Below are 26,117 nucleotides of genomic sequence, written 5' to 3'. Positions count from 1 at the left end.
GCAAGCGCTCGGATTTGTGATAAGGATGCGCGATCCCCTCGTAGCCATTCTTATTCCATTCTCGAATCCAAACATACGCTGTAGGTACTGACACTGAAAAGATCTGACAGGACTCTTCTATATGATCAGGATCTTCTTTTACAGATTGCAAAAAAGCTAGTCGATATTTGATAGCTGGATCACACTCTTTTTTGATAGAGCAAGCCAGTAAGTCTGGGTTTTCAATTTTTATATTTCGCACTCTCATCGTGAAAACCTCTTTTATTTACTATAATTATAGACACTTCTGCAAATAACTATAATTGGGTTTTTTGATGAACCTTGGGTTGCAGATCTGGATTTCGATTCACTAGAAAATATCCATTCAATTCGAGAGACGGATGCACGCACAATAGTACACTCGCCCACTCACCCCAAACGCGACCAACACCGATGCTGTTTCCTCCGTTGCGGACACTCGCCACCACGGCGGTCATCACTTTGCCACCCACAGCGACGCTTGCGGACGCGGCAAAAACCATGCAGCAGCACAACATTCGCAGTGTCGTGGTGCCGTCAACCGATGGTCGCTACCGCTTGGTGGTAGCCAGTAGTCTGCTCGCTTTTCGTGTGCGCGGCCTGTCACCGACGACCACGCTGGCGCAGGTCGAACTGCCCGCAGCCGAAGTGCTCGACCCCGACGACTCGGTGCTTGAGGGTCTACACTCCATCCGCAATCGCTCTGAGCATCTGTGCCTGATTGATCGGCGCGGACAGCTCGTTGGCATCGTCAGTTACAGCGATCTGGCGCGTAGTCTCGATCCCGAGGTGCTGGCTGAAGCACAAAGCTTGGGCGATTTAATTCATGGCATTCAACCCCTGACAGTTCATCAGGATGTCAATTTGCGCGAAGTTATGTGCGCGATGGATGCCGGACGATTTACGGCAGCAGTTGCGACCGATGATCGCGGGCAACCAACCGGCATTTTGACGCAGCGCGATTTAATTCAGTTAATCAACGAACGCGCTGATTTAACTGCGCCCATGCACACCCGCATGAGTCATCCGTTATTCACACTAAATGAAGGCGCAACCATTTCTGATGCGTTGCGTTTGTGCCGGCATGAGCGTATTAAGCGAGTCGTTGTTATTGCTGAAACTGGACAAATTCTCGGCTTAGTCAGTCATAAAGATCTCGTTAGTCTCTATTATAATAATTGGTTTAATCTGCTCAAAAGCAATCACCAAGACCTCGAACGCTTCAATCAAGAATTGCGCACCTCAAATCAGGTGCTCGCGGCATTACTCGATAAACGCGAATCGCGCTTTTTTGCCGCTGGGCCGCTACTTTTCTGCATTTGGGCACCTCACCCCGGCTGGCCACTGGAATATATTTCACCTAATGTTATTGATATTCTCGGCTACGACCGTGACACCCTGCTGCATCCACAGCAGTGTTTTCAGGATTTAATTCATCCTGAAGATCGCGACGCGATTCAATCGCAACTCGCAAATCATTTAACAGAGCGTTCAGCATTTATTGAATTACGCTGTCGCGTGCGCACGCAAGCCGGTTATTATCGCTGGTTTTATCAATATGCTGTTCCTGAATATAATGAAGCCGGACAACTGCGGGCGCTGTGCGGTTATATTCTCGATCAACATCATCAGATTAAAACCCGCCATCAATTAGAAAAACAAGAATTTAAGTTCCGCACGCTTTTTGAAGTTTATCCTGACGCGACGCTGTTAATTAATCCGCGTAATGGCGCAACGCTGGAATTTAATCAAGTCGCCTGTGCGCAACTCGGTTATACAGCCGAGGAATTTTTGCATGTGCGTATCAGTGATTATGAAGTCAACGAATCGCCGGAGTACATTATTGCGCATATCGAAAAAATATTAACGCAAGGACGCGATGAATTTGAAACCCAACATCGCTGCAAAGATGGTCGCATTATCGATGTTATGGTCACGGCGTCACGCTTAGATCTCGATGAGCAGCCGCTGTTGCTGGCAGTGATGCGCGATATTACCAGTCGCAAACAGGATGAACTCCAAAAACGGCGCACTGAAGAGCGATTGCAATTAGCTACGGAAGCGGCAAATCTCGGTATCTGGGATTATACGATTGCAGATGATCATTTAGTTTGGGATGAACGTATGTTTCAGTTGTATGGCCTTGAACCGCGACAATTTGGCTGTCGCTTCGCGGATTGGTCAGCACTGGTACTTCCAGAATCATTGCCATCGGTAGAAGCAGAATTTCGCGCTTTAATTGAATTATCACAGCCGTTTGATGTGACGTTTTATATTCGGCGTCAGAATGATGGTGCAGTACGGGCATTGCGTGCGTTGGCGCGGGTGATTCGTGATGAATCTGGACAGGCGGTGCGCGTGGTTGGAGTCAATGAAGATGTCACGCGACTTCAGCAAGCCCAGCGCGATATTCTCGACCGTGAACAACGCTTACAGCAATTAGCTGAACAAAGCCGGACAGTGATTTGGGAAGTCAATGCCGAGGGGTTATATACCTATCTCAGTCCAGTGGCAGAAATTGTTTGGGGGTATGCGCCGGATGAAATTGTTGGGCGGCGTTGTTTTTATGATCTGCATCCTGAACCAGGGCGTGAGGCATTCAAAAACGCCGTCTTTGCTGCTTTCGCGCAACAGTGCAATTTTCAGGGCTGTATCAATCCAATCCAGTGCAAAGCGGGGCAAGTAATTTGGGTGTCAACCAATGCGCTGCCGATCATGGATGAGCAGGGTCAATTACTCGGCTATCGTGGCAGTGATGTTGATATTACGGAAGCTAAATATGCTAAAGATGCACTGGAAGCCGAAAAAGAACGCTTCCGAGGCATTTTTGAAAAGACCGGCAGCGGTGTAGCTGTTTATCAACCCACGCATGACGGACAGGATTTTATTTTTACTGACTATAATCCAGCCGCTGAACGTCTCGACCAAACAAATCATGAGCAGGTGATTGGTCGAAATTTGATGGACTGTTTTCCGGCTGCGCTTGAAATGGGTCTGATTGATGTCTTACGGCAAGTGAATATAACCGGACAGACGCAGTTTTTACCCTCAGTATTTTATCAAGATAATCGGTTACAAGCGTGGCGTGAAAATACGATTTTTAAGCTGTCATCGGGCGAAGTGGTGGCGGTGTATAATGATTTAACCGCGATCAAACAGGCGCAGGAAGCTGCCGAGCGTGCCAGCCGTGCGAAGAGTCAATTTTTGGCCAATATGAGCCATGAAATTCGCACGCCGATGAATGCGGTGATTGGGTTGAGTGATTTGCTGTTAGACACACCGCTTGATGCCAAGCAGCGCGATTATTTGAGCAAGATTCGCGATTCATCGCGGCTGTTGCTAGGAATTATTAATGATATTTTGGATTATTCTAAGATCGAAGCGGATAAACTCGATTTAGTGATCCAGCCGTTTTGTCTCGATGATCTGCTCGATCAGATGCGCACGCTGTTTGGCAATGCAGCGGATGCCAAAGGCATTGAATTGATTTTTGATTTAGCCGTGTCTTCACAGAATCGCGTTGCTGGTGATGCGTTGCGTTTAGGGCAAGTGTTAATCAATTTGCTCAGTAATGCGATTAAATTTACAGAACGCGGGCAGGTGGTGTTGTCGATTTATCAATTGGATGCAGGAATAGAATCAGCCTGTTTGCGGTTTGAAGTGCGTGATACTGGCATTGGCATTACACCTGAACAACAAGCGCGGTTATTTAAACCCTTTTCGCAAGCCGATAGCTCGACGACGCGCCGCTATGGTGGTACGGGTTTGGGGCTGGTGATTAGTCAGAAATTAGTGAAAAAAATGGGCGGTTCATTGCAATTAGAGGCGACCGCTGGCATTGGCAGCCGCTTTTATTTTGATTTAACGCTGCCGATGTTACCCGCATTAGAGGATGATGCGACATTGCCCGAAACTATGCCGCTCGGCGGGCGCGTGTTGATTGTTGACGATCATGCTGCTTCGCGCACGGTGCTGCGTGGTTTGCTCGAACAGCGTGACTTCACAGTCGTAGAAGCTGACAGCGGGGCGGCAGCGATCCGTGCGGTACAGGCGGCGGAGCGGGCGGGCGAGTCGTTTGCATTTCTGTTGATGGATTGGAAAATGCCGGGTGAACTCGATGGGCTGCAAACGCTCACCGAATTGCACGCGCAGCGCCGCTCGGGCGTCCTCAGCGGCAAACGGATTCCGGCGCTCATTGTCAGTGCCTACAGTCAGCAGGATGTGGCCGATCATGCGTCACTGTATAGTGCGTTTTTAAGCAAGCCGGTGACGGCGACGGCGTTGTTCCGTGCCATGCAGTACGCAGTTTCGGAGCATTGCGACCCCGAGCGCCCGTTGCGTTCGAGTGCCCGCCGCGTCCCCGATTTACGCGCTTACACGCTGTTATTGGTCGAAGATAATGCGCTCAATCGTGAGGTGGCGACCGCGATTCTCAACAAAACCGGCGTCAAGATTCTGATTGCTCAGGATGGTCAGGCGGCCATCGACTGCGTGCGCGATACGGCGGTTGATCTGGTGTTGATGGATTTGCAAATGCCGGTGATGGATGGCTTTGAGGCTACGCGGCGTCTGCGGCTGGAACAGCCAGATTTGCCGATTATTGCACTCTCAGCAGCAGTGATGGACGCTGACCGCGAACAGGCGCAGGCGGCTGGTGCAAACGATCATCTGGCTAAACCCATTGAAATTCAGGCGCTTTTTGCCATGTTAGAGAAGTGGTTGCCGGTTGAGAAATATTGGGATGTGGTACCGTCGGAGAGCCATTCAGCGTCCGCATCACGCCTAACACGCGCCGCATCAGATCAGGCACCGCTGATTGACACGGCGCGGGCATTGCAGGCGTTCGACGGCGATCAGGTGCTGTATCAGCGGGCGCTACAGCTCTTCGGCGAACAACTTGCAACCGAATTTGCGCCGCTGTTCGGCCCAGTGGAACAGATCGAGCCGCACCTACAGCGGCGCTTGCTGCATACGCTCAAAGGGCTGGCGGCTACGGTTGGTGCTCAGGCGTTGTCGGCAGCGGCAGCGCGTCTCGAAGGCCATCTGCGGCGCGGTGAGCCGCTGCCAGCGGCGGAATTATCCAGCTTTGAACACAGCTTGCATCAGGTACAGACGCATCTAGCCGCACTGACTGCCACAACGGTTGCAGCGGCTAGACAGCCGCGCACGCATCCGAGCGAGACTGCGGCGAGCATTGCGCCGGTATTCGATGAACTGCTCCGCGCACTCACGGCGGGCGAGTGGATTGATGATGCACTATTAACGCGCTTGACCGAATTTATTCAGGATTGCGGGCATCAGGCAGCGGTGGATGAAATCCGCTCACTGGTAGCGGCTTTTGAACATGATCGCGCCCGTAATTTGCTGCAATCGCTGGCTGAACAGCTCTGTATTAAAAAATTGGTTTGAGGTTGGATGTGTTAGAGGAAAAACCAACTACTATTTTGATCGTCGATGATCAGCCAACTAATATTCATGCGTTAGCGGCGTTATTGAAAAAAGATTATCGTATTTTAACCGCAACACGCGGCGAAAAAGCACTAGAACTTGCAGCACAACCGCCGCTGCCGGATTTAATTTTGCTCGATATTGTGATGCCAGATATGGATGGCCATGAAATCTGTTTTCGGCTGAAAAATGCTGAAGCCACCAAATCTATTCCAATTATCTTTGTCACTGCCCTCGGCGAAGAGCAAGACGAAGAGCATGGTTTAAATCTTGGCGCAGCCGATTACATTACCAAGCCTTTTAGTCCAGCGATTGTGCGGGCGCGGGTGCGGAATCAAATCAATCTCAAATTGCGCACAGATCGCTTAGAACAGGTTGCGATGCAGGATGGTTTGACGCAAATTCCGAATCGGCGTTATTTCGATCAAAAACTGACAGAAGAATGGACACGTTTGCTCCGCAATGGTCAATCCTTGTCGTTGTTGATGATCGACATTGACCACTTCAAACCCTACAACGATCACTATGGTCACGGCGCTGGCGATGAATGCCTCAGACGGGTCGCGCAGGCGCTGTATCAGGTGCCGCAACGTCCGACGGATTTAGTCGCACGCTATGGCGGTGAGGAATTTGCGGTGATTTTGCCCGAAACCGACAGACTGGGTACCGCGCATCTTGCGCAACGCTTGCTCGATGCAGTGCGGGCGCTGGCGCTCGAACACGCTTATTCGGAGGTTGCCCCGCAGGTGACGATTAGTGTTGGCATGGCCACACATTCGCCCGATCAGCCTTATTACGACGCCGAGGCGTTAAAGCAGGGTGCCGATCAAGCGTTGTATCAGGCCAAAGCACGCGGGCGCAATTGTGCTGCTTGGGCTTAAATAATACTTCGTTCAAATCTCGCAAAAAACGGGACGCAGTGGATACAGATACACTGCATCCACTGCGTCCCATTTGCGTCATTCTTCCTGCACCGTTTCAGTAATCTGATCTGAGACGGCGCAGGCGTTTTTAAAGCCGTGGATTAGTGATCCACAGCCCCTTCCGCACCAATACCTGTCTCGCAGCGGATACGCTGTGCTTCAAAAGCGATGCGCTCGCGTTTAGCCTGCTCGGAGTGATCGAGCAGCGAGACGATCCAAATAAAGAAGAACGACAGCGGCATTGAAATAATCGCTGGATTATTGAGCGCGATTAAACCAATTGGCTTGCCATCGGCATTGACATTGCCTAAGACATCGCCCCAGACCGCTTTTGATAGCACGGTCAATACTACGGCGCTAATTAAGCCGACGAGACCGCCGACGAGTGCGCCATTGGTGGTCATTTTGCCCCAGAAAATCGACATCACCAGCACAGGGAAATTCGCACTTGCGGCAATAGCGAAGGCGAGACCAACCATAAAGGCGACGTTCTGGCTTTCAAAAGCGATACCCAGCCCAATTGCCAGCAGACCTAAACCGAAGGTTGCAATTTTAGAAATGCGAATTTCGGTGGTTTCATTGCTCCGACCGCGTGCAATAACGCTGGCATAGAGATCGTGGGAAATCGCGGAAGCACCAGCCAGCGTCAGACCAGCGACCACGGCGAGAATGGTGGCGAAAGCGACCGCCGAAATAAAGCCGAGGAACAGATTGCCACCGACGGCTTCAGCGAGACGAATAGCGACCATATTGGTGCCACCGTTAATGCCTTTGATAAGCTGATCTTTAATCACCGCACCATCAGCCGCTAAAGCTTCAGGCTTGAAGAACTCAGGATGCTGCGAAAGCAAGACAATCGCGGCAAAGCCGATGATAAAGGTCAGAATGTAGAAATAGCCGATAAAGCCGGTGGCATAAAACACGGATTTCCGTGCTTCTTTCGCATCGGGCACGGTGAAAAAGCGCATCAGAATATGCGGCAAACCGGCGGTACCAAACATCAGCGCCAGACCGAGTGAAATGGCGTTGACTGGATCAGTTACGAGCGAACCGGGCGACATGATGGCAAGCGCTTTTGGATGGGTTTCAACGGCTTGACGGAACATTTCTTCGGGCGAGAAACCGAAGGTTGACAACGCTGCCAATGCCATAAAGGTCGCACCTGCGAGCAATAATACGGCCTTAATAATCTGTACCCAGGTTGTCGCGGTCATCCCACCGAAGATGACGTAAACCATCATCAGCGCACCGACGGCAACCACCGCCATCCAGTAATCCAGACCAAATAGCAATTGAATCAGCTTACCCGCGCCGACCATCTGCGCAATCAGATAAAAGGCCACGACAACGAGCGAAGAAATCGCTGCCATCGTGCGAATTTGCGTCTGCCCAAAGCGATAAGAGCTGACATCAGCAAAAGTGAATTTGCCGAGATTGCGAATTTGCTCGGCAATCAAAAACATAATTATCGGCCAGCCGACCAAAAAGCCGATGGAATAAATCAAGCCATCGTAGCCGGAGGCAAATACCAGACCCGAGATCCCCAAAAAGGATGCAGCGGACATAAAATCACCGGCAATTGCCAAGCCGTTTTGAAAGCCGGTGATACCACCGCCAGCGGTGTAGAAGTCTTTAGCGGAGCGCGTGCGCTTCGCGGCCCAATAAGTAATGCCCAGTGTTCCGGCGACGAACACCAAGAACATAATAATTGCCGTGATATTCATCGCTTGGCGCTCAACCTCGCCACTGACTGCCGGAGCAGCGACGAGCGCAAATGGAGCTAATAACGCCAATAGCACGCCCCAAAGATAAAACCGCTTCATTGCAGATCCTCCCGAATCGCTTTAGTCAGGGCGTCAAAGCGGCTATTCGCCTTCGCGACATAAATTCCGGTGAGGACAAAGGCACTAATAATAATGCCGACGCCAATCGGCATCCCGATGGTGGTGACAGCGCCCTCGGCAATCGGCGTACCGAGTAATGCGGGGGCAAAAGCGATAGCCAAAATAAAGCCGTAATAGATCACCAGCATGATGACCGTCAGGTTCCAGGCGAAGCATTTACGGGAGCACACTAGCTCCTGATAACGCGGGTGCGCCTTGATGGCGTTGACCGAGTCTAGTTGCATGGATCTTCTCTGCGTGTTGTGGAGGATGGCGAGGCGAGAGACAAGACGGACGACCACCATCATCCGAAGTGGGAACAGTCGTCGTGTGTCGTTAAGAAGTGCGCCGAGTGTGGAATCGCGCCGCAAAGCGGGGCGGGTGTCTCTCGTTAGATGCTTGTAATGTGTATCGGGCGCACGGGGTAGAACAGCGGGATTCTGGTGTGCGCACTGTCGAATCGTCAATCAAATTAAGGATTGAATATTTCAATTATGTTTATGGAAGATGTCGATCAGCGGTGCGCTTTTCAGCGTTTTCAGCGATTTCAGCGGCTAAACTGTTACAATACAGCGGTTAAAACTCGCGTCCAATGTCTGTAGAGACTGTCCCCCATGCGCTTAAAGCACACCCACTTGACCACGTACCAGACACGGAACCTTGCATGACACACGACGCGATTCTCATTTTAGACGGCCAAGAATACCGCTTTCCAATTCGTCAAGGCACGGAAAGTGAACGAGCCATTGATATTCAGGATCTGCGGGCGCGTACCGGTCACATCATGCTCGACCCGGGCTACGCCAACACGGGAAGCTGTCGCAGCGCCATTACCTTCATTGATGGCGAACGCGGCATTTTGCGTTATCGCGGCATCCCGATTGAACAATTTGCGCAAGCCCCGAATTTTGTCGAAGTCGCTTGGCTATTAATTTTCGGGCATTTACCGAGCGCCGAAGAGTATCGGATTTTTTCCGAACAATTAACAGCGTGCGCCAATCTTGATGAAAGCATGAAACATCATTTCGAGGGTTTTCCGCGCTCGGCACCGCCGATGGCGATTCTCTCCGCAATGATTAACGCACTCTCATGCTTTCACCCTGAATATTTTGAACTCGAAGACAGCCATCACTTTCAGGCGGCAGCGGCGGGATTGATTAGCAAGATTCGCACAATTGCCGCCTATGCGTATCGGCATTCGATTGGTCAACCCTATATTTATCCGCATCCCGGACAGCGATATGTGCCGAATTTTCTGCACATGATGTTTTCACAACCCTATGCTGAATATCACTGCGATCCGTTAGTAAAAGATGCGCTGAATTTAATTCTCATTTTGCACGCCGATCATGAGCAAAACTGCTCGACCTCAACGGTGCGCATGGTTGGCTCCAGTCAGGCCAATTTATTTACAGCGTGCGCGGCCGGCGTCTGTGCGCTCTGGGGGCCGCTGCATGGCGGGGCAAATGTTGCGGTACTAGAAATGCTTGACCAAATTCATCGCGGCCAAATCAGCCCCGAGGAATATGTGCGGTTAGCGAAAGATAAAGACAGCAAAGTGCGGCTCATGGGTTTTGGGCATCGGGTCTATAAACACTTTGATCCGCGTGCAACGCTGTTGGCTACAGTTGCCGAAAAGCTATTACCGACACTGGGTATTCATGATCCGTTGCTAGATCTTGCACGCCGACTCGAAGCGATTGCGCTAGAAGATCCCTATTTTATCGAGCGCCAGTTATATCCGAATGTCGATTTTTACAGCGGGATTATTCTGCATGCTATTGGCATTCCGACCAATATGTTCACGGTCATGTTTGCGATTGGACGGCTACCAGGCTGGATTGCGCATTGGTGGGAGCAAGCCCAGACTACTGGGAATAAAATTGCGCGTCCGCGTCAGCTTTATGTTGGCCCGAGCGAGACCGATCATATACCGCATGAGATCAGGTGAGTGTCGGCATTTAGCCGTCAGCTTCCAGCGACCAGCTTTTTTATCAACCGCTAAGGCGCTAAGAACACAAAGTTTTTTAATGCTGGTTGTGTTCTCGTGACGAAGCTCCATCTTCGTCACCCAATCAATAGGCGTTAGCCTATCACGCAACGCAAATCAAGCATCATTAATGCCCGCCACCCTTGAGCGCCGTATTCATGCCTTCGATGGTGTCTTTCGCGTCGCCGAATACTAGATAGGTGTTGTCCTGATAGAACAGCAGATTATCAACACCAGAATAGCCCGGACGCATCGAACGCTTGAGGAAATACACCTGCCGCGCCCGTCCCGCTTCGAGAATTGGCATCCCGTAAATCGGGCTGGTTTTATCTTCTTTCGCCGCTGGATTGACGACATCATTTGCGCCGACAACTAATACAACATCGGTGCTCGGAAATTCCGGGTTGATCTCGTCCATTTCGAGCACTTGGTCGTAAGGAATATCGGCCTCAGCGAGCAGGACATTCATGTGTCCGGGCATCCGTCCGGCAACCGGATGAATCGCAAATTTCACTTCAACGCCACGCGCTCCGAGTAATTCGGAGAGTTCTTTGAGCGCATGTTGTGCTTGCGAAACCGCCATTCCGTATCCGGGCACAATAATGACTCGTCCGGCGTCTTCCATCCAATAGACCGCATCCTCGACTGCCGCTGATTTAATGCCCTTTTCAGCAGCCTGTGCTCCGGCGCTGTCACCCGTGCCGCCATCGGAGCCAAAGCCACCGAATACGACATTGATGATCGAGCGATTCATCGCCTTGCACATAATAAACGAGAGAATGGCACCCGAGCAGCCGACAATCGCGCCGACAATAATCAGCAGATTATTATGCAGGGTAAAACCAGTCGCTGCCGCTGCCCAGCCGGAATAGCTGTTGAGCATCGAGATAATGACCGGCATATCCGCGCCACCAATTGGGATAATCAGCGTCACGCCAATGATGAGCGCGAGCAGTGTCATCAATGCCAGCGACAGCAAACTGCCCGTCATCGCGAAATGCACCGCTAGCGCAATCGTCACTATGGCAATCACCGCATTGAGCAGATGTTGTCCGGCGAATTTAACCGGCGCACCGGATAGCAGCCCTTGCAATTTGCCAAAAGCGATGATCGAGCCAGTAAAGGTAATCGCGCCGATTACCACACCGGCGGAGATTTCGCCCATCAGCACCGCGTTGAGCAGGCCGAGCGTCTGATGATGCAGAAAGGTGCCGATCCCGACCAACACGGCAGCGAGACCGACAAAGCTATGCAGGGCGGCGACCAGTTGCGGCATGGCGGTCATTTGGATGCGCAGGGCGACAATGGCCCCAATGATCGCACCGCCGCCAATGCCCGCGATGATGAAGCCGTAAGATTGCACCTCTCGCGCCAGCAGTGTGGCGACAATCGCAATCATCATGCCGAGCATGGCGTAAACATTGCCGCGCCGCGCACTCGCCGGATGGGTCAGCCCCTTGAGACCGAGAATAAACAGGATCGCAGCGACCAAATACGCCAGCGCCTGATGGTTGACCGTAAATTCCATTGCTGTTCGCCCTTATTTCTTTTTCTTTTTGAACATCGACAGCATCCGGTGCGTGACCAAAAAGCCGCCGAAGACGTTGATTGAGGCCAGCAGCACGGCAATAAAACCGATGAACTGTACTAGCAGACCGGCCTGTGGATCGCCGGCGACCAGTAGCGCACCGATCAGGACGATGCCGGAAATGGCGTTGGTCAGGGCGACCAATGGGGTATGCAGCGAGGGCGTGACGCCCCAGATCACCCAGTAGCCGATGAAGCAGGCCAGAACAAAAACGTAGAGGGCGATCAATGATGGATCGAGTGCCTCGGGCATGTGTATGACTCCTGTGTGAGCGGCAGTGTCGGCGCGTGAATTAGGCCGCTGCCGGAACCAGCATGGCGGCAGTGATGTCGTCGGCGCTCAGGTCTTTGAGTTGCGGGCCGGCGTCGCTGCGCTCGATCATGATCTCGATGAGATTCAACAGGTTACGCGCATAAAAGGCGCTGGCATCGGCGGGAATCAGTGCCGGAAAATTCGTCAAACCCACTAGGGTGACGCCGTGCCGCTCAACGATGTCATCGGCGACCGTGAGCGGACAGTTGCCGCCGCTGGCCGCCGCTAGATCGACAATCACCGAGCCGGGGCGCAAGCGCTTGACCACCTCTTCCGTCACCAGCACCGGCGCAGGCCGACAGGGAATCAATGCGGTGGTGATGATGACATGCGCTTTAGCCAGCTCATCGGCGAGCGCCGCTTGCTGCCGCGCTTTGGCGTCGTCGGACAGTTCCCGCGCATAGCCGCCCGCGCCCGCGCCGCTCTCGCCGAGATCGAGATCAATCGGTTTCGCGCCGAGTGACAAAATCTGCTCGCGGGTTTCGGGGCGCACATCATACGCATAGACATCTGCGCCCAGCCGCCGCGCCGTCGCAATCGCTTGCAATCCGGCCACCCCCGCGCCCAGCACCACCACCCGCGCCGGTTTCGCTGAACCCGCTGAGGTCATCATCATCGGAAAAAAGCGCCCGTAACGCGCTGCCGCTTCGAGCACGGCGCGATAACCGGCGAGATTGCTTTGCGAAGAGAGCACATCCATCGACTGCGCCCGCGAACTGCGCGGCATCCGCTCCAGCCCCAGCACGCGCATCTTTTTAGCCAGCATCGCCGCGACAATGACATCTTCGCCGCAGGATTCGAGTAGACCGATGTAGAGTCCACCGGCCTGCATCGCCGCGACTTCGGATTCATCAGGACGGCGGATTTTCAGAAGCAGATCAACCGCATAGGCGCTGGCGCGGTCGCTCAAGCTGGCACCGGCAGCGGCATAGTCGGCATCGGGATACCCGGCCCGCAAGCCTGCGCCCGACTCGACGATGACCGTAAAACCCTGACTGACGAGCTTTTTGACAACCTCCGGCGTGGACGCTACTCGCGTCTCACCAGGGCGTGTCTCCAACGGGATTCCGATCTTCATAATTCTAACGATTCGCCCCTGTTGTGGTTCGCCACCCTGGGGGCGGCAAAATGTGCGCATTATCCCGAGCGCATTGATGAACCGCAACTTGTTAAACTAGCGTCCCGTTTCCACCGCGCACCGCTGCTTGCAAGCGAGTCCGAGACCCTATGCCCTGGCTACAACTGGCTTTCGACGTTCCGCGTTCACAGGCGGATGCCCTTGAACAGTATTTGGAATTGGCTGGCGCTCTGTCGGTCACACTCGGCGATGCCGGAGATGAACCTCAGCTTGAACCCGGCCCGGGCGAAACGCCGCTCTGGTCACAGGTCACGCTGACGGCGCTGTTTGAGAGCGACCCTGAAAGCGCGGCGCTGGTCGAGCGGCTGGCGCAGGATCTCACCGCCCGTCTCGGTCAGCGGCCACAGGTGCAACGGCTGGACGATCAAATCTGGGAGCGCGTCTGGCTCGATACCTTTAAACCGACCCGTTTTGGACAGCGGCTCTGGGTGTGTCCGCACGGTCAGCCACCCGCCGATCCCGCCGCTGTCATCGTCGCGCTCGATCCCGGGCTGGCTTTTGGCACCGGCCATCACGCGACAACCGCCCTGTGTTTGGAATGGCTCGACGGCGCGGATCTCAGTGGCAAAACCGTGCTCGATTTCGGCTGCGGCTCGGGGATTCTCGCCATCGCTGCGCTCAAACTCGGCGCGGCGCACGCGATTGCCATTGACCACGATCCGCAGGCGCTCACCGCCACCCACGATAATGCCACTGCAAATGGTGTGCGCGAGCGGCTCACGCTCGGTGCGCCGGAACCGTGCGCGGCGGCTGTCTCCGTTGATGTGGTACTGGCAAATATTCTCGCCGCGCCGCTGATTACGCTGGCACCGCGTCTGTGTGCGCAATTAGTTCCGGGCGGACAGGTCGTGCTGTCGGGCGTACTCAGCGACCAGATCGCCGCCGTCAGTGCCGCCTATGCCGAACACATCACGCTCAATGCGCCGCGTGTGCGCGATGACTGGGCGTTAATCAGCGGTCAACGCCGCGCCGCATGAACCCGCCGTCGGAGCATCCCGCCGCGCCCAGCCTGATCCGTCCGTTACAGATCGGCCCGTATCGGCTCGCCAATAACCTGCTGCTCGCGCCGATGGCCGGTATCACGGATCGACCGTTTCGGACGCTGTGCCGTCGTCTCGGCGCGGGGCTGGCGGTGGCCGAGATGGTCGCCGCCAATACCGCGCTCTGGGGTAGTCGTAAATCGCTGCGCCGCTTGGATTATCAAGATGAACTTGGGCCGATTTCCGCGCAAATCGTCGGCGCTGACCCGGCGGAAATGGCCGCCGCTGCCCGGCTCAATGTCGAGCGCGGCGCACACATCATTGACATCAATATGGGATGTCCGGCGAAGAAGGTGTGTAAGGTCGCGGCGGGATCGGCATTGTTGCGCGATGAACAGCGCGTGGCGCGGATTCTCGAAGCAGTGGTCGCGGCTGTCGCCGTTCCGGTGACGCTCAAAATTCGCACCGGCTGGTCACCGGAAGCACGCAACGCCGTGCGCATCGCCCAGCTTGCCCGCGAATCCGGCATTGCCGCGCTGACTGTGCATGGACGCACCCGCGCCTGCACCTATGGCACGCCGGCTGAATACGACACAATCCGTGCTGTGCGCGAAGCGGTCGCACTGCCACTGATTGCCAATGGGGATATCGCCTCGGCTGCTGATGCGCAACGGGTGCTCCACACAACGGGCGCAGCGGCAATTATGATCGGACGCGCCGCGCAGGGTCGTCCGTGGCTATTCCGCGACATCCTCGCGGCGCTCGATCCAACTCAGGCCGCGCCGCCTGAGCACGAGCGGTCACGGGCGTGGATGGCTGAGATTGTGCGCGAACATCTCGAAGCCCTCTACGCCTTTTATGGTGAATACGCCGGAGTGCGCATGGCACGGAAACATATCGCTTGGTATTGCCGCGATCTACCCGATGCGGCGCGTTTTCGAGCGCGGATCAATCAAGTTGAAACAGCGTCGGAGCAATTACAGTTGGCGGTGGGGGTTTTTGAGGAGCGTGATTTTTCGTGACCAGAGATGGTCAGCTAGATCGCACAGCTTTACACCGTACAGAACCCAGAAAATCCCAATAAAAAAGGCTTGTCACTGATTTTAAGGTAACAAGCCTTTTTTGATTTTATGTGGTGCCCAAGGGCGGAATTGAACCACCGACACGCGGATTTTCAGTCCGCTGCTCTACCAACTGAGCTACTTGGGCTTAAGCATTTGACAGGTTAAAACAGCAACCAGTCGAGTCGCACATTAAACCAATCTGAGCGCGACCTGTCAAGCTATTCGTGCGACATTTTTTAAGCCGACGGCGGTGTGTAGCCTGCTGGCTGCTCGCCACCATCACCAAAAAAATACCGTTCCATCTGTTCTTCAAGAAAGCGCCGCGCTTTCGGATCAATCGGACTCAGCCGCTGCTCGTTGATGAGCCGTGTTTGATGGCGCAGCCAATCCTGCCACGCGGCCTTCGAGACCTGCGCGAAAATGCGCTGACCCAGTTCGCCCGGATAGGGAGCGCGGTCGAGTCCGTCGGCGTCGCAGCCGAGTTTAATGCAGTGAACAGTACGCGCCATGATGTTTAATCTCCCGCAAACAACGCCAACAGCGGCTGTGATTCCAGATTCAGGTCAGCAAGGATGCGAGCAATCGGGGCCGGTAGTCCAAGCTGGCGGGCTGCTTCTGGTGGGTACCAGCTCCACGCGGCGCTGTCCTGAACCCGCGACGGATCAGCGCCCAGCTCGATGGTGACTAACGCCATGCTGAGGTGGTAATGGGTGAAGGTGTGGCGGCGCTCACGGAGTCTTTCAACCCGGTGCGGTCGGATGCCGAACTGTGCGACGCACCAGTCGGCGAGTGCGGCGGTATCAGTCGCGGGGATGTCGGTTTCGGGCAGACTCCACAAACCGCCCCAGATGCCCGATGGTGGCCGCCGTTCTAGCAGTAGCGCACCACTGGAATCGCGCACGGCGAGCAGTGTTGTGGCGCGGATCGGCAGTGTTTGTCGTGGACGCGGCGCGGGCAAGTCGCGCTGACGTACTTGTTGTTGGGCGATGCAGTGCGCGGCCAGTGGGCAGCGCGTACACGCTGGTCGAGTGCGGGTGCAGAGTGTCGCGCCCAGATCCATCATGCCTTGATTGTATGCGCCAGCACGGGTCATAGGCGTACAGCATTCGGCCAGATGCCAGAGTTCGAGCAGCACGCTGCGCTGTCCGGGCCAGCCAGCGACACCAAACACCCGCGCCAGCACGCGCTTGACATTGCCGTCGAGAATCGGATGCCGCTGCCCGCAGGCCAGCGAGAGAATCGCGCCCGCAGTCGAGCGCCCGATGCCCGGTAAGTGCGCAACGGCAGCGAAATCGTCGGGAAAGTGACCGTGATGCGCGGTCATAATCTGCACCGCCGCTCGGTGGAGATTGCGGGCGCGAGCGTAATACCCCAACCCTGACCACAGAGCGAGAACGGCATCTAGCTCCGCTGCGGCAAGATCCGCCAGCGTCGGAAAAGACGCCATAAAGCGTTCAAAATAGGGAATCACGACGCTGACTTGCGTCTGTTGCAGCATGATCTCAGAAACCCAAACCCGATAGTGCGTGGGATCGCGCTGCCAGGGGAGATCATGGCGACCGTGTTGATCGAACCAATCAAGCACGCTGGCTGCAAAGACCGCCGGTGACACGGAGAGCATAGCTTTTAAGGGAGCAATCAAACAGCGGCGGGTGCGCGAGGCAGGATGATGCGGAGTGGAGCGGGTGATGGGAATCGAACCCACGTTAGAAGCTTGGGAAGCTCCTGTTCTACCATTGAACTACACCCGCAACAGAAGCAAGAGTTTAAGGCGATTGTGGCAGCTTGGCAAGTCGCAGCGCCATGTTCACGAAATGTAAAACCTAGAACTGGCATCGCTTCGCGCCGTATCATGCGTGGGATTGAAGGATCACCGACGCTGATGGGACGCGATCATCACCATGCCAACATGCTATCACTTCGCCAAATCGTTATCGTTCAAGCCATCCTGGCTGTTGCTTGCGGGACTGCTGCCAGCGTTCTCAAGCTGGGGCGCTGAGACCGCACCCCAGCAACCGACCTTCCCCGCGCTCTATTTTTCCGGTTTTGCCACCTTTGCTGGCACCTATAACGACAACGACGCAGCGGGCGTTGTCACCTCATTTGCGCAAAAACGCCCAGCTAATAAAGGATTTAGCACTAAGCTCGATTCTGTGCTCGGCGGTCAGATCGACTGGTGGCTGACGCCGACGACCTCAGTGACCCTGCAAGGCGTAGCGCGGGTCGGCAACGAGATGGAGCCAGAGTTACGACTCGGTTATCTGCGCCAGCAACTCGGCGATGCGCTCTCAGTGCGGCTTGGGCGCATTCGCACGCCGGTCTATTTTGATTCGGATGTCACCGAAATCGGTTATGCCTATCTGCTGGCGCGTCCGGCGCTGCCAATTTACGGTCTGCTCAATAGTTTTTCATGGCTCGATGGTGGCGATGTGCAATGGCGGCATCCGTTTGGTAACACGGTGATGCTGGTGCAGGGCTACGGCGGACGGGTCGATTACGCGGTGTACGCTCCAGGCACCACGCCCAAAACGATCACTAATGGTGAATTTACGGATGTCGTCGGGCTGGCCGTGAGCGCAATTCTACCGCGTGTAACATTTCGCCTGTCATACACGGAGGTCGGCGACATGCATCTGAACTCGCCCGAACTCAATGTGCTCAATGCGGGCTTGACGCAGCTTGCCGGTGGCGTGCGGTTGCTTGCACACAATCCGCTGTTGCCGCTACCGAATGCGTTGGGTTTACAGCAGCAAGCGGCGCAGATTGAGGATTTAATCAATCCTTATGATGGCGCAGCGATTTATACCAGTCTCGGTTTTGACGCCTATTTGGGTGCCTGGCGCTTGATGGGCGAATGGGTGATGGTTGATCCAAAATCAGCGATGCTCGCCCGCCACGACGGTTTTCAACTTACTGCTGGACGGAGTTTCGGACAGTGGACGCCCTATGTGTCTTATGCGCAGTTCGAGCGCAAAACCGCTAATCTCAATACCCAAGCCTTGACGGCGACTGGCTTACATCCGCTGCTTGATGCCGGATTAGCGCAGGCACAGGCTGAACTTGACCGCCTCGCGCACGCCTCAGATGCGTCAACCGAATCGCTGAGTGTCGGCGTGCGCTGGGATTTCCGTCACAACATGGCTCTCAAGGTGCAATACGATCATTTTCGGACGCCGGATGCCAGCACACGGGGTATTCTAGCCGTTGAGACGGTTCCATTTCGGAATGAAGTCAACGTGTTAACCGTCGGCCTTGATGTCGTGTTTTAAGAGCAGAAATGGAGCAGCAATTTATGAAAACTTGGAATGACTTCGGTTTGCTCAGTCTGGTGAGTGTGCTCAGTTTCGGCGTCTTTCACGCTGCTGTTGCTGAGGATCCGCTGCGCGTGATCGCTCATCCGGCGGTTCCGGTCGAGCGCGTGGATGCGGCACAGGCGACGCAGATTTTTCTCAAGCAACTACGCACCTGGTCAGACGGCACGACCATTGAGCCGATTGATTTAAAAGAAGATTCTCCGGTACGTGATGAATTTTATCGTCAAGTGACTGGACGTGAACCGGCACAGCTACGGGCGTATTGGGCGCGTCAAACCTTTACTGGCATGGGCGTGCCGCCGCGGCGTGCTGCCGATGATGCCGAAGCCGCGCAATTGGTGAAAAAGATGCCGGGGGCGATTGGCTACACGGCCACTGAACAGGTTGATGGCTCAGTGAAAATCGTGCTCGAACCGCGCTAATACTGCCGGTTGCATACACGGCAGTATATCAACACCATGCAGACGTTATTCGCCCCAACCGTTTGGCTGTCGGGTCGATTGACGTTTTCGCGGAAATATCTGCTCATCGGCGTGGTGGTGTTGCTGGCGCTCATCGCGCTCAGTCAGCCAGTTTTGCAACACGCTGACGCGACCATCCGCCGCGCTGAACTCGAACGCGCCGGGTTACGTGCGTTCGTTATTCAAGCGGATACCTTGATGGTGCTGATCGAACAGCGCCATGTCGCCATCCAAGATGCTACCCAGCCGCCCCCAGCTGCCGAGCAACAGCTCCTAGCCGCCGCACAGCGGCATCCAGAACTCGCCGATGCGGTCACGCGGTTGCAAACCAGTTGGGATGCGGTGCGCACAACCGATGAATACAGCCGCGATCCCCAGCACCGCTTTGCCACCCGTACCGCGACCATCAATGCCCTGTTGAGCCTGATGCAAGCCAGTGCGCGTTTGCATCGGCTCAATGTTGATTCGGCGCTCGATGCCGCCTGCGATCTGCTCACCGTCCGGCTGCCGCTGGTGCTTGAAACGCTTGGCAAGCAACGTGATGTGCTCACGCTGGATCTGGTGGAACTGGCGTCCTATGCGCTCGGCGCACAGGTTGTGCTCGCTGAAGCGGTGCCGAGCTTAAAAACCGGCGTTGCACAGTTGATCGAACGCAGGCCGACGGCAGCCAACCTACAACACGCATTGACGGTACTGCTGACCGGCATTCAGCGTCAGCAAGATACCGCTGATCGGGCACTGGATGATCGCACGGCGCTTGCCGATCTGAGTACGCTGTCACGGGCTAATCTCGCGCAGGCGCGGCTGCTGCTCGATCAAGCGGTGACTGCTGCGGATGCCTATTTGGTCGCGCACATCGAGCGACTGCAACACACACAATGGAGCATCGCGGCGATTTTGATTGGCACTGTCATCGCCATTGCCTATCTGTTCGCTGGGATCTATCTGTCTACATTGCGCTCGCTCAAAAACCTATCTCAGGGCACGGCGGCCTTTTGTAGCGGGCGGCTTGATACCCGCATTACCATTGATACGCGCGATGAGCTGGTCTTAGTGGCGCGGAACTTCAATACCGTAGCGACAGAATTTCAGCGCCTGTTAGAAGTCATTCGTGAACAAAACGCCTCGCGGCAGCGCGAGCTAGAAACGTTGGTACACATCCGCACCGCTGAACTTGCCAAGAGCAATGCGCAACTGCGTGCTGCCGGTCAGCGTGTGCAAGAAGAACTGATGCTGGCGCGGAGTATGCAGGCAGCGATTCTGCCGCAGGATTTCCCCAACGAAGTGACTTGGGCGATACACGCTGCCATGTATCCAGCCCGCGAGCTCGGCGGCGATTTTTACGATTGTTTTGCGCTCGCCGATGGGCGCTACGGCATTTTGATCGCGGATGTGTCCGGCAAAGGTGTCGGCGCGGCGTTTTTTATGGCGGTCTCGCGTACCGTGTTACTCGATCTGGCGATTAACGGCGGCCCGCCCTCGGAAATTCTCGCGCACGCTAATGATTTATTGTGCGAACGCAATCCGATGCAACTCTTTGTGACCGCGTGTTATGGGATCTATGATCCACGTAACGGTCAACTTCTGTATGCCAATGCCGGTCATCATCCGCCGCTCTTGCGTCAGGCCTCTGGGAGCATAACCGCGCTCGACTGTGCGCAAGATGTCGCGCTCGGCGTCATGGACGGACTAACCTACACCGATTACACCGCCACGCTGGCACTAGGCGCAACGCTGCTGCTCTACACAGACGGCGTGACTGAGGCACTCTCGCCGCGTGGCCAAGAATATGGCGATGACCGCTTACACGCTTGGCTTAAAGCGGCGGTTCCGGCTGACGGTGCCGAAGCCTTAGTCAACGCTTTAGTCGCCGATGTTGCCAGCTTTGTTGCTGGCGCGGAGGCATCAGACGATCTCACCTGTTTGGTGCTGTGTCGCAAATCTGGAGAGCTATGTGTGGATACGCCACTCCCGCTGCTGGACAATATGACCGTCCTGCTTGAGCATCACCTCCATGCACGTTTAGGTGATATTCCGCCGCTTGCCGAGCGGGTCGAGACGGCGCTTGCTGAGCGCCCGGATCTGGCGCTGGCAGCCAATCTGTGTCTGGAAGAATTGATCGTGAATACCGTGCAGCATGGTTTAAATGGCGAATCGGATCGCCTCATTCATGTACGCTTGAGTTTATCGGATGAATGGCTACAAATTATCATTAAAGATGATGCGCCGCCCTTTGATCCATTCACTGAAGCCCCGGTACCGAATATCGAGCTAGGATTAGACGAGCGACCGATTGGCGGATTAGGGGTGCATCTGGTTAAAAGCATCATGGATGAAGCTCGCGCCTATTATGATGGCAGCGGTAATTTAATTGTCTTGCTCAAAACGCTGCATCATTAACATGCCAGCTTGAACCCGGACGCTGTGGTGCGCGGTTGTCATCTACTCAATCCTTCAGTGTCTATCTGTAATCGTGTTATGAGGAACGCGCAATATGAGTTTTCAGTCCGAAATGCTTCAAACAGAACAGGGATGGCAGATCGCATTATCTGGTCGATTAGATACGACAACCTGCGGTGAATTAGAACAATCGCTGTTGGAAATCTTTGAAACGGCCGCCAGTGCGATTCTGATTGATTTCAGCGCACTCGAATATATTTCCAGTGCTGGATTGCGCGTGTTTTTAGTTGCCGCAAAACGCGCCAAGCAATCAAAGGGCACACTGATTTTATGCGCCATGCCAGCGGCTATTAAAAATGTCTTTGCCATTAGCGGCTTTCTGAAAATTCTCGATGTCATTGATGATCGCGAACTCGCCTTAGCACAATTGAATCGCGCTTGAATGACCGATCAAGCGCGGCCAAATAGCTGTCACGGACTGCTTTGATTCACTGCTGGAGCCTGAAACAATGTACGAAGATCAGTCGCTTGACCGCTTGCGCACTGTTGTGGAATTGATTGCCAATGGTGATTATAGCGCGGTCAGTACACTATTAGAAATGACAGCAAACAGCGATGTATCGCCGAATATTGCGGCACTCGCTGAAGCATTTAGCTTGATGCTGGTGCAAATCGAAGCGCGTGAATGGCATCAGGAACTGCTGATTAAACAGTTATTAGCCGCTAACCTAGAAATGCTAGAGTTATTAGGGGCAATGGTTGCCAAGCGTGATAGTGACACCAGTGCTCATAATTATCGCGTTACCATGTATTCCGTGCGCCTTGCTGAAGCAATGGGTTTAGATCGAGCTGACATACGTTCGTTAATCAAAGGCGCGTTTTTGCACGACATTGGCAAAATTGCCATTCCAGATAGCATTTTGCTTAAACCCAATCGCCTTGATGAACAAGAATTTGCCATCATGCGCACCCATGTTGCGCATGGCTTGGATATTGTCGGGCGTTCATCGTGGTTAAAAGATGCGATGGATGTAGTCGGCTATCATCACGAAAAATATGATGGGAGCGGCTATTCTACGGGACTCGCTGGGGAAGCGATTCCACTCACTGCGCGGGTATTTGCCATTGTTGATGTCTTTGATGCGCTGACATCATTGCGACCCTATAAAGGTTCGATGCGCGTTGAAGAAGCATTGACGATTATTACTGAATCCTCTGGAACGCATTTTGCGCCTGAGGTTGTCGCAGCCTTTACCCCGCTGGCTTTAACTCTGTATGAAAGTTTGCATCAACTCGACGAACCGGCGTTAATTCAAGCGATGCGCGAATTAGTCGCAAGCTATTTTGAAGAAACGCCGTAAAAAAGCTGTGAACAATCATCACGGTTCATGCTGAATTAAATTCAATTGCACCTTCATTCAATACATAAACCGTGATGCTGTATGAGCCGCGTTCAGCGGTTAATGTTTCGCGGTATCGTCAGCTCGATTACCCGGAAATAGCAGCGACGCTATCACGCCCAGCGCCAAGACGCCAAGCACGATCATTAAACTGGTTCCGGGCGAGATATGCAGGCCGGTATCACCAATGGCGTGATTCCAAGATTGCAGCGCCATTTTGCCCGCAATATAAAACAGCAGCACAATGACCGCTTTTTCCAGATGCACTAAATAGCGCGTCAGGGCCGCGAGTACAAAATAGAGACTGCGTAGACCGAGAATCGCAAAGATCATCGCCGCATACACTAACAGCGGTTCTTGGGTCACGGCAATCACGGCTGGCACCGAATCAAATGAAAATGCCAGATCCGAGGTTTCAATTGTTGCCAGACAGAGAAAAGCCGGCGTTGCATAGAGCGCACCCATGCGCGTGACCGATTTCTGCTGCTCGGCTGCTTCACGGCCAACAAAGAGTTCTTCATGCTTGACGAAAAAGCGGTCGAGATGTAAGCGGGTGTAAACCGGCATCATTTTTCCGGTCAGGCGCACGCTCCAGTGATCGGAATAATCTTCGATTTCTTCGCCATCACTGCGACTTTTGAGCATTTGCACGCCGCTCCAGCCGACTAAAATCGCAAAGACAAAACCGACCCAGGGACTGGCCATAAATAAGCTGGTGCCAATCAGCACGAAGAGTGCGCGGAACAGCAAGGCACCGATAATACCCCAATAGAGAATCCGGTGCTGTAATCCCGAACGAATGCCGAATGAAGCAAAAATGGCCATAAAGACCATTAAATTATCAACCGATAAACTCTTTTCGAGCACATAGCCAGCGAGATAGAGATCGGCCCATTCTTTGCTAAAGCGCCCCCACAGATAACCGTAGAAGCTGAGTGCCAGCATAATCCAAAAGACTGACCATTTGGCGGCGTCAGCAACGCTAATCTCTTCAGTTTTGCGATGCGCGAAGAGATCTAAATAAATCGAGATAGCAACCACCGCGATAAAAATCACGATAGCTTCTATCGGAAAGCCGAACTGTCCCATATTGACTCCAGAATTAAGGTGAGTTGGTATATGCAAACGATGTGATGGCGCGTTATTTCATCATGCTTATTATCCCTCACTCCTGTCCCGCTCGCCATTTTTGCGCAAATCCCAGCACAACTGCTAATGCGGCCAATTGCCCAGGCGCAGCGGTCAGATGCGGTTGTAATTGCGCCCGCAACGCTGCAAATTCAGTCGGTTTTACGGCGACGGCGGCCGCTAAGAGTGCGGCTTGATTTAATAGCGACTCCCGCGCAATTTCGGGATGCAGCACGCCGACGGCAATTAAATCGAGAATTTCGGCCAAGCCATAGGCCGCCGCTGCGCTCAATGGGTCATGGATCAGCGCCAGCAGATTGTGCTCAAAACAGGCGGCATCCGCCGCCGTCAATTCAGCGCGTGCTTGAGCGCACAGGGTTTGTTCGTCACAGCCATGCCGCCCGAGTGCTGCACACAGACTGCGGCGCAATTCGGCGCACACGCCATTTTGCAGCAGCAGACAGCGCGTGACCGCTTCATGGGTGGCGCGTCCGAGCAGTTCGCCGAGCGTGTTATGACTGCCGGCCCACTGCCGTTCCCAGTCGTCTGGGGTGTACAGCAGCGGCGCGGCGATGCTCAGTTGATCGGTGCCGGTGCCGGTGGCCAGCCGCGCTGATTGGCGACTGGGCATCCGCAAATCGAGTACGGCGGCGCTCTTAGCTTCGGTGACAAGGGTCGCGGCGCGTACCAGACAGGCTGCGGTGCAGGGCTGGTTGATGAACACCAGCGTGACAATGGTGCCGGCTCCGGCTTCGGGCGGCGCGGGCCGGGGTGCGACTGAATCCGGCATGACGGGATAACTGCCGTCGCGCTGTTCGTGCCAACCAGCGGGATCGCCAGCGCGGGTGGCGTTGCCGAGTACGCCAGCGGTGGCGACGACTGAGACGGCGAGTTCAGCATGTTCAGCGCGGCTCAATACCGCACACTGCATGTTCGCTGCGGTTGCCATGAGCGCGGTGGTCGGCGGCGGCAAGTCAGCAGCGGCACAGGCAGCATGATGATAGTCCTCCGGCCCGTGACTGGTGTTCGTGCGCACCACATGCGCCACCCCTTCGCAACTTTGATGATTGGCGATATGGGTCAGATCGTCGCGCAGACCGCCGTTGAGTCGGCAGGTGCTCAGGACGCGATGCGGGCGCTTGAGCTGCGCAATCAGATAACGCCCAGTGCGAATTAGGCGATAGCGGTCGGTGTCGTCGAGCCACATGGCAGAGCGGTCAGGCGGTGTCGGGACGCGCCGGACGGAAGCGGCGCGGGAAGGCGGCATCATACAGCTTAGAGGGCGTGAGCGCCGGTTGAGCGCGTGCGCCGAGCGCCGGACTGACCAGAATCAGCGCCTGGCGGTCAATCTGTGCGGCGCGACACTGGGCAGCGATGTCGGCGAGCGTGCCGCGTAACACGCGCTCTTCATCGGGCCAAGTCGCTTTATGGACAACGACCACCGGTGCATCTGTCGCCCAACCCGCTTGGCCTAACTGTTCGACCACAGCTTCGATGCGCTCAATCGAGAGAAAAATGCAGAGCGTGCAGCCATGCGCGGCCAGTGAAACGAAGGATTCGCGCTCGGGCATCTGGGTGCGTTCGGAGAGACGGGTAAAAATCACCGTCTGGGTGATTTCGGGCAAGGTCAGGCATTCACCGGCAGCGGCAGCGGCGGCCATTGCCGAAGACACGCCGGGCACGATCCCGACCGGAATCCCAGCCGCGTCGAGCGGTCGCGCCAGCTCCGCCAACACGCCGTATAGGGTCGGATCGCCGGTTTGCAGTCTGACGACGGTGTCATGCCGCTGGGCGCGGTCAAGTAGCCAAGCCGTGACTTGGGCATGATCGAGCGACTTAGAATCGGCGATCTCGCAGGTCGGCGCGGCCCACTGCAACACGGTTTCGGCGACCAGTGAGCCGGTATAGAGAATCGCCCCGGCTTGAGCCAGCAGCCGACTACCGCGCACGGTGATGAGATCCGGTGCGCCCGGCCCGGCTCCGACAAACCAGACCGTCCCCGGCAAGCGGCGCGGCGATGAAGTCTCTTGCATGGGGTGATGATCCTTGCGTATGGTGAGGGCGATATAA

At 54.9% G+C, this 26,117-nt stretch carries 20 protein-coding genes, 2 tRNA genes and 1 pseudogene; 10 read left to right on the top strand and 13 right to left on the bottom strand.

The window, feature by feature from the left end; all coding sequences use genetic code 11:
* Nucleotides 1-247, bottom strand: a pseudogene (locus BLW10_RS14090) (hypothetical protein); the annotation flags it as partial.
* 185 nt (nt 248-432) lie between these two features.
* On the opposite strand from BLW10_RS14090, the gene BLW10_RS01830 reads away from it, so the two are divergent.
* Both BLW10_RS01830 and BLW10_RS01825 read left to right on the top strand, forming a co-directional pair.
* Complete coding sequence (locus tag BLW10_RS01830) at nt 433-5,427, top strand: PAS domain S-box protein (RefSeq protein WP_091331885.1); 4,995 nt, start codon at nt 433-435, stop codon at nt 5,425-5,427.
* A gap of 8 nt (nt 5,428-5,435) precedes the next feature.
* Complete coding sequence (locus BLW10_RS01825) at nt 5,436-6,347, top strand: diguanylate cyclase domain-containing protein (RefSeq protein ID WP_425425873.1); 912 nt, start codon at nt 5,436-5,438, stop codon at nt 6,345-6,347.
* A gap of 143 nt (nt 6,348-6,490) precedes the next feature.
* Here BLW10_RS01825 and BLW10_RS01820 read toward each other — a convergent pair whose 3' ends face one another.
* Nucleotides 6,491-8,212, bottom strand: a complete 1,722-nt coding sequence (locus tag BLW10_RS01820) for a cation acetate symporter (RefSeq protein ID WP_091331881.1) — start codon at nt 8,210-8,212, stop codon at nt 6,491-6,493.
* On the bottom strand, nt 8,209-8,517 hold the full coding sequence (locus BLW10_RS01815; protein ID WP_091331909.1) for a DUF485 domain-containing protein: 309 nt from the start codon (nt 8,515-8,517) through the stop codon (nt 8,209-8,211). The genes BLW10_RS01820 and BLW10_RS01815 overlap by 4 nt, the downstream gene beginning before the upstream one ends.
* Nucleotides 8,518-8,936: 419 nt before the next feature.
* On the opposite strand from BLW10_RS01815, the gene BLW10_RS01810 reads away from it, so the two are divergent.
* Nucleotides 8,937-10,223, top strand: coding sequence for a citrate synthase (locus BLW10_RS01810; protein ID WP_091331879.1), 1,287 nt, complete (start codon nt 8,937-8,939; stop codon nt 10,221-10,223).
* Between the two features lie 166 nt (nt 10,224-10,389).
* Here the strand turns inward: BLW10_RS01810 and BLW10_RS01805 are convergent, their stop codons facing one another.
* The 3 genes from BLW10_RS01805 to BLW10_RS01795 are packed head-to-tail and all read right to left on the bottom strand — an operon-like array spanning nt 10,390 to nt 13,240.
* Entirely contained in the window at nt 10,390-11,790 is a 1,401-nt protein-coding gene (locus tag BLW10_RS01805; RefSeq protein WP_091331877.1) for an NAD(P)(+) transhydrogenase (Re/Si-specific) subunit beta, read from the bottom strand.
* A gap of 12 nt (nt 11,791-11,802) precedes the next feature.
* A complete protein-coding gene (locus BLW10_RS01800) occupies nt 11,803-12,102 on the bottom strand; it encodes a proton-translocating transhydrogenase family protein (protein ID WP_091331875.1) in 300 nt (99 codons plus the stop codon).
* Between the two features lie 40 nt (nt 12,103-12,142).
* Nucleotides 12,143-13,240, bottom strand: coding sequence for a Re/Si-specific NAD(P)(+) transhydrogenase subunit alpha (locus BLW10_RS01795; RefSeq protein WP_091331873.1), 1,098 nt, complete (start codon nt 13,238-13,240; stop codon nt 12,143-12,145).
* Nucleotides 13,241-13,389: 149 nt separating this feature from the next.
* Here BLW10_RS01795 and prmA point away from each other — a divergent pair, with 149 nt between their 5' ends.
* A complete protein-coding gene (gene prmA / locus BLW10_RS01790; RefSeq protein ID WP_091331871.1) occupies nt 13,390-14,277 on the top strand; it encodes a 50S ribosomal protein L11 methyltransferase in 888 nt (295 codons plus the stop codon).
* Nucleotides 14,274-15,302, top strand: a complete 1,029-nt coding sequence (dusB, locus tag BLW10_RS01785) for a tRNA dihydrouridine synthase DusB (RefSeq protein WP_091331869.1) — start codon at nt 14,274-14,276, stop codon at nt 15,300-15,302. Before prmA ends, dusB begins: the two co-directional genes overlap by 4 nt.
* A 111-nt stretch (nt 15,303-15,413) precedes the next feature.
* Here the strand turns inward: dusB and BLW10_RS01780 are convergent.
* The 4 genes from BLW10_RS01780 to BLW10_RS01765 form a co-directional block, all read right to left on the bottom strand.
* Nucleotides 15,414-15,489: transfer RNA gene (locus BLW10_RS01780), tRNA-Phe, on the bottom strand.
* A 91-nt stretch (nt 15,490-15,580) separates the two neighbouring features.
* A complete protein-coding gene (locus BLW10_RS01775; RefSeq protein ID WP_091331867.1) occupies nt 15,581-15,853 on the bottom strand; it encodes an oxidative damage protection protein in 273 nt (90 codons plus the stop codon).
* A gap of 5 nt (nt 15,854-15,858) precedes the next feature.
* On the bottom strand, nt 15,859-16,965 hold the full coding sequence (gene mutY / locus BLW10_RS01770) for an A/G-specific adenine glycosylase (protein WP_177168959.1): 1,107 nt from the start codon (nt 16,963-16,965) through the stop codon (nt 15,859-15,861).
* A 56-nt stretch (nt 16,966-17,021) separates the two neighbouring features.
* Nucleotides 17,022-17,095, bottom strand: a tRNA-Gly gene (locus BLW10_RS01765).
* 150 nt (nt 17,096-17,245) lie between these two features.
* Here BLW10_RS01765 and BLW10_RS01760 point away from each other — a divergent pair.
* The 5 genes from BLW10_RS01760 to BLW10_RS01740 all read left to right on the top strand — a co-directional run bounded on the left by BLW10_RS01760 (nt 17,246) and on the right by BLW10_RS01740 (nt 22,880).
* On the top strand, nt 17,246-18,613 hold the full coding sequence (locus tag BLW10_RS01760) for a hypothetical protein (protein ID WP_091331865.1): 1,368 nt from the start codon (nt 17,246-17,248) through the stop codon (nt 18,611-18,613).
* A 23-nt stretch (nt 18,614-18,636) separates the two neighbouring features.
* On the top strand, nt 18,637-19,080 hold the full coding sequence (locus BLW10_RS01755; RefSeq protein WP_143116986.1) for a type 2 periplasmic-binding domain-containing protein: 444 nt from the start codon (nt 18,637-18,639) through the stop codon (nt 19,078-19,080).
* 36 nt (nt 19,081-19,116) lie between these two features.
* Nucleotides 19,117-21,519: an ATP-binding SpoIIE family protein phosphatase gene (locus BLW10_RS01750; RefSeq protein ID WP_091331861.1), complete on the top strand. Its 2,403-nt coding sequence runs from the start codon at nt 19,117-19,119 to the stop codon at nt 21,517-21,519.
* A 94-nt stretch (nt 21,520-21,613) separates the two neighbouring features.
* The gene (locus BLW10_RS01745) at nt 21,614-21,961 is read left to right on the top strand and encodes an STAS domain-containing protein (RefSeq protein WP_091331859.1); all 348 of its coding nucleotides are present in this window, start codon (nt 21,614-21,616) and stop codon (nt 21,959-21,961) included.
* A gap of 67 nt (nt 21,962-22,028) precedes the next feature.
* Complete coding sequence (locus BLW10_RS01740; RefSeq protein WP_091331857.1) at nt 22,029-22,880, top strand: HD-GYP domain-containing protein; 852 nt, start codon at nt 22,029-22,031, stop codon at nt 22,878-22,880.
* Between the two features lie 99 nt (nt 22,881-22,979).
* Here BLW10_RS01740 and BLW10_RS01735 read toward each other — a convergent pair whose 3' ends face one another.
* The 3 genes from BLW10_RS01735 to cobM form a co-directional block, all read right to left on the bottom strand.
* Nucleotides 22,980-24,008 carry a TerC/Alx family metal homeostasis membrane protein gene (locus tag BLW10_RS01735; RefSeq protein WP_091331855.1) on the bottom strand — a complete coding sequence of 343 codons (1,029 nt, stop codon included), beginning with the start codon at nt 24,006-24,008 and terminating at the stop codon, nt 22,980-22,982.
* A gap of 76 nt (nt 24,009-24,084) precedes the next feature.
* The gene (locus BLW10_RS01730) at nt 24,085-25,254 is read right to left on the bottom strand and encodes an adenosylcobinamide amidohydrolase (protein ID WP_091331853.1); all 1,170 of its coding nucleotides are present in this window, start codon (nt 25,252-25,254) and stop codon (nt 24,085-24,087) included.
* 10 nt (nt 25,255-25,264) lie between these two features.
* Entirely contained in the window at nt 25,265-26,080 is an 816-nt protein-coding gene (gene cobM, locus BLW10_RS01725) for a precorrin-4 C(11)-methyltransferase (protein ID WP_091331852.1), read from the bottom strand.
* Between the last annotated feature and the right edge of the window lie 37 nt (nt 26,081-26,117).

The sequence above is a fragment of the Allochromatium warmingii genome, assembly GCF_900107145.1.
GTDB classification, from domain to species: domain Bacteria; phylum Pseudomonadota; class Gammaproteobacteria; order Chromatiales; family Chromatiaceae; genus Thermochromatium; species Thermochromatium warmingii.
Note: the sequence above shows the minus strand (reverse complement) of the source record. Positions and strands in the feature narration are given on the sequence as shown.

Excerpts from the sequence above, each read along its gene's own strand:
- BLW10_RS01830 (WP_091331885.1), top strand. The coding sequence starts at position 433 with ATGCTGTTTCCTCCGTTGCGGACACTCGCCACCACGGCGGTCATCACT.
- BLW10_RS01820 (WP_091331881.1), bottom strand. The coding sequence starts at position 8,212 with ATGAAGCGGTTTTATCTTTGGGGCGTGCTATTGGCGTTATTAGCTCCA.
- BLW10_RS01815 (WP_091331909.1), bottom strand. The coding sequence starts at position 8,517 with ATGCAACTAGACTCGGTCAACGCCATCAAGGCGCACCCGCGTTATCAG.
- BLW10_RS01810 (WP_091331879.1), top strand. The coding sequence starts at position 8,937 with ATGACACACGACGCGATTCTCATTTTAGACGGCCAAGAATACCGCTTT.
- BLW10_RS01805 (WP_091331877.1), bottom strand. The coding sequence starts at position 11,790 with ATGGAATTTACGGTCAACCATCAGGCGCTGGCGTATTTGGTCGCTGCG.
- BLW10_RS01800 (WP_091331875.1), bottom strand. The coding sequence starts at position 12,102 with ATGCCCGAGGCACTCGATCCATCATTGATCGCCCTCTACGTTTTTGTT.
- BLW10_RS01795 (WP_091331873.1), bottom strand. The coding sequence starts at position 13,240 with ATGAAGATCGGAATCCCGTTGGAGACACGCCCTGGTGAGACGCGAGTA.
- prmA (WP_091331871.1), top strand. The coding sequence starts at position 13,390 with ATGCCCTGGCTACAACTGGCTTTCGACGTTCCGCGTTCACAGGCGGAT.
- dusB (WP_091331869.1), top strand. The coding sequence starts at position 14,274 with ATGAACCCGCCGTCGGAGCATCCCGCCGCGCCCAGCCTGATCCGTCCG.
- BLW10_RS01775 (WP_091331867.1), bottom strand. The coding sequence starts at position 15,853 with ATGGCGCGTACTGTTCACTGCATTAAACTCGGCTGCGACGCCGACGGA.
- mutY (WP_177168959.1), bottom strand. The coding sequence starts at position 16,965 with ATGCTCTCCGTGTCACCGGCGGTCTTTGCAGCCAGCGTGCTTGATTGG.
- BLW10_RS01760 (WP_091331865.1), top strand. The coding sequence starts at position 17,246 with ATGCCAACATGCTATCACTTCGCCAAATCGTTATCGTTCAAGCCATCC.
- BLW10_RS01755 (WP_143116986.1), top strand. The coding sequence starts at position 18,637 with ATGAAAACTTGGAATGACTTCGGTTTGCTCAGTCTGGTGAGTGTGCTC.
- BLW10_RS01750 (WP_091331861.1), top strand. The coding sequence starts at position 19,117 with ATGCAGACGTTATTCGCCCCAACCGTTTGGCTGTCGGGTCGATTGACG.
- BLW10_RS01745 (WP_091331859.1), top strand. The coding sequence starts at position 21,614 with ATGAGTTTTCAGTCCGAAATGCTTCAAACAGAACAGGGATGGCAGATC.
- BLW10_RS01740 (WP_091331857.1), top strand. The coding sequence starts at position 22,029 with ATGTACGAAGATCAGTCGCTTGACCGCTTGCGCACTGTTGTGGAATTG.
- BLW10_RS01735 (WP_091331855.1), bottom strand. The coding sequence starts at position 24,008 with ATGGGACAGTTCGGCTTTCCGATAGAAGCTATCGTGATTTTTATCGCG.
- BLW10_RS01730 (WP_091331853.1), bottom strand. The coding sequence starts at position 25,254 with ATGTGGCTCGACGACACCGACCGCTATCGCCTAATTCGCACTGGGCGT.
- cobM (WP_091331852.1), bottom strand. The coding sequence starts at position 26,080 with ATGCAAGAGACTTCATCGCCGCGCCGCTTGCCGGGGACGGTCTGGTTT.